Origin of the sequence: Pseudomonas japonica (assembly GCF_900188455.1) — a bacterium.
GTDB classification, from domain to species: Bacteria; Pseudomonadota; Gammaproteobacteria; order Pseudomonadales; family Pseudomonadaceae; genus Aquipseudomonas; species Aquipseudomonas japonica.
Map to the genome: position 1 here is coordinate 1 of NZ_FZOL01000054.1, position 3167 is coordinate 3167.

Genomic DNA, 3167 nt, shown 5'->3' on the forward strand with positions numbered 1-3167 from the left:
ATGACGGCCGCCAGGTACACCCATCCGCTGCGCGTTCGGATGTAAGTGATATCTGCAACCCATGACTGATTGATGCCTCCCGGCATGAACTGACGAAAGAAGGCCGTAGCTTTTTTTAGTATGTCGTTGTCCATCTTCAGCTCTCGGACTTGCTGCTCAAGCTGGCGAATTCGCTGCTGTTCACTGGTCAACGGATTGCCTATCCCAGCTCCGCCCAACTGCTCGGCCTTGTACTGTTCTACCCAGCGGCGGACAGCGGTGTCATTCAAGCCCATGTCGACACAAACCGAGTTCACGCTCAGACCTTGATCAACAATCATCTTGCAGACCTGGAGTTTGAACTCGGTGGTGAATCTTCTGTACTTCTTGGTCATCGGGGGTACTCCTCAGTAGGGGGGTTCTCCCTAATTGAGGTGTCCGGAGCCATTAGACCAGCACAATGCGCCAGATTGGATGAATTGACTATTTTGGTTGAAAAACCTCTGTTTTAAAGGTGGTTCTGGAATACCAATTGGAATACCGAAATCCCGATTTCACGAGGCGCCGACTCATCTAAGACTGTGACGGTGACAGTTCACTCTGAGGCTTTGAGTCTCAGAGACTGTGCCACCAAAAGCTGACGGTCAGGATCAGAGCAGGTGGTGCCGGGTGCTGAGTACTGGTGAAGACGCAGTCACACACTGAGAAATTCGCATGAGCTGCCTCGACCTCAGCGAACCCATTCCTGCCGCACGACGTAACCCACCGGCAATAGACACGCTACGTGAGGATCGAGTAGTGTCGCAGGCAAATTTGCACACACGTTTGGTTGAGCAAACGAGGCTGTCTATCCATGGTGTATATCTCCCTTATACGCTCATCAGCACGCTTAAAACCTCAGCCTAGACACGGATAGCAAAAGGTACAAGGAATGTTCTACACAACGCCCGTCCGGGGAGTTATGCATCACCTTGTGTTTATTTATAGTTTTATGCTCCGAGGAAACCAGCTCCGTGAAAATATTAACGATGTGCATGGAATGCCAAAAAGAACTGGGGTATCCATCTTTCGAACCAATAATTGCTGACTATTACGAAGAGGCTCTAGCATATATAGAGTGTTCTAAAGGTCACAAATCAGCAATTTTGCTTCAAAGTCAGAAATTTGAAGTTTTACTTGAGTCGGCAGCGAACGCTCTAATTGAAGGTTATACGCTCGAAGCTGCCTCCAGTCTTTCGTCAGCATACGAGCGCTTTTTTGAATTCGCAATAAATGTATATTGTAAGAAAAATAATACTTCCAAAGAGGCACTGAGCGAAACATTCAAGCAGGTCTCAAAGCAATCAGAGCGCCAGGTTGGTGGTTTTTTATTCCTCCACCTGCTTACGTTCGGGACTCACTATACACTCAACAAAAAAATTCCAGAACTCAGAAATAAAGTCATACATCAAGGCTACATCCCAACACCTGATGAAGTAGCAAGTCTTGGTGGTCTAATATATAACGAAATATCCACAATTACCGCCTTAATCAAATTAAATCTGTCAAGCGAAATGCAGCAAGTCGTAATGGATACGGTACAAAGGCGAAGCGAAAAAATACCCCAAGATATACCTCGCGCAACCACTACAGGTACAATGTTCTTCAATCTAGCCATGTCGGAGCAAAAAGATAGCTTCCAAGAAGCTCTTATTAGCTACAAGGAAGCAAGAGACAAAATTAGCGAATCAGTTCCGTTTTTGCGCGTTTTTAGCAAAGCAGTTGCACTGTTTTCCAGAACTAATATTTCCGTATAACAACGCGCTCAATGCGCTCACTTCGTTCGCTGGGACGGGCTAAAGGTAAGCGCTCCATGAACCCCACATTCAAAGCGCTCAACTGATCCCGGATGCTGTGCTCCCGATTTCTTTCCGGAGCCCGCCGGCCATGATGCGACCCGACGCCAAAGTCGAAAAAGTCTACCTCTATCCAAAACCTGTCGACTTTCGAAAGTCCATCGATGGCCTGGCCGCGCTGGTCGAACTGGATATCAAGGTGGCAGTGTTCGATCCTTACGAAGCCCTGCTGCCTTGGAATTGCACGCCTCGTCTGCATAGCTAAGTGCTCGCCCATCTTTGGATTGGTGGGGTTTATGGAGCGTAAACGATCCATAAACCCCACCCGTTAAATGAAGGATGGGGAAATCAGGTATTCGAGTCGGGCATCTGTCCCGCTTGAGTCCTTAACCCGAACAACTGATCAGCTAGCTGTCGACCTCGTTCTAGTCCCTCCGCCGTCAACCAGATGGATTTGTTTCTGTTCACAGGATCACTGATGAAACCCTGTTCATGCAGTCGATTCATGATCTCGAAGTCGAATCCTTTCCACGCGTTACCTTTGTCGGAGCTATAGGCTGCCAACAGGGCAAGCACTGCGTCCTGAATCAGTCTATCGTCGTATTCCATGGTCGTTACTCCGCTGTTCTTCAAACGCTTCGTAGGCCCATCTGACCCAAGATGGGCAGAGCACTCAGCTATGTATTCTAGGCTCTGTATGAAATGTATTCGAGCGAAGGCCAGGCAAGGCGAAAACGGGCGAGGAAGCGGAGTTTACTGGAGTAAATGAGCATTCCGAGCCCGTTTTCAACGCAGCATGGGCGAGCTCGGATGCATTTCGTACAGAGCCTAGGCGTGCAATTCCACGGCAACAGCGCTTCATAGTCTTCCACTGAGGACGCCAGCGGCAGGCGTTCCAGTGCGTGGCGCAGCCACGCATAAGGCTCTTTGCCGTTGGCTTCGACTGTCTCACCAAACTGTAAAGCTGCGCGCTGGCCGTCGCGCCTCTGGGCGTGTCACTGAACAACCAGTTCTTTCTGCCAATGACAAACGGGCGGATCGCACGCTCGGCGGCGTTATTGTCGATCGGCAAGTCACCATGCTCGACGTAGCGTTCTAACTTACTCCAGTTGCTGGCCAGATAGCCGATGGCTTTACCAAGTGCATTCTGGGCCGTGACCTGAGGCTGTGTTTTCTCTGTCCAGCTTCTCAACTGGGCCAGTACCGGTTGACTGCGGGCGTGGCGGGCCAGCTTGCGATCTTCATCGCTGCCGTCCTTTAGGCTCTGTATGAAAACCTTTGAAATTCCGTCAACGCCCCAGCCCGTCTGAGTTTCCGTAGAGTTCTGGCCTTTTCAACGCAGGACTCTGCCAT

The 3167-nt window shown here is 49.9% G+C and carries 4 protein-coding genes and 1 pseudogene; 2 read left to right on the forward strand and 3 right to left on the reverse strand.

Annotated features, from left to right (window positions below; genetic code table 11):
- On the reverse strand, positions 1–374 hold a 374-nt coding region (locus CHB99_RS29255), incomplete at its 3' end, for a transposase (RefSeq protein WP_141137357.1).
- A gap of 618 nt (positions 375–992) precedes the next feature.
- On the opposite strand from CHB99_RS29255, the gene CHB99_RS29710 reads away from it, so the two are divergent.
- Together CHB99_RS29710 and tnpB are read left to right on the forward strand one after the other, a co-directional pair.
- On the forward strand, positions 993–1775 hold the full coding sequence (locus tag CHB99_RS29710) for a hypothetical protein (protein WP_141137358.1): 783 nt from the start codon (positions 993–995) through the stop codon (positions 1773–1775).
- Between the two features lie 130 nt (positions 1776–1905).
- Positions 1906–2079, forward strand: coding sequence for an IS66 family insertion sequence element accessory protein TnpB (gene tnpB / locus CHB99_RS29260; RefSeq protein ID WP_042130743.1), 174 nt, complete (start codon positions 1906–1908; stop codon positions 2077–2079).
- Positions 2080–2162: 83 nt separating this feature from the next.
- Here the strand turns inward: tnpB and CHB99_RS29265 are convergent, their stop codons facing one another.
- Both CHB99_RS29265 and CHB99_RS29270 read right to left on the reverse strand, forming a co-directional pair.
- Complete coding sequence (locus CHB99_RS29265; protein ID WP_042130745.1) at positions 2163–2423, reverse strand: DUF6429 family protein; 261 nt, start codon at positions 2421–2423, stop codon at positions 2163–2165.
- A 215-nt stretch (positions 2424–2638) separates the two neighbouring features.
- Positions 2639–3081, reverse strand: a pseudogene (locus tag CHB99_RS29270) (IS66 family transposase); the annotation flags it as partial.
- Positions 3082–3167 lie beyond the last annotated feature (86 nt).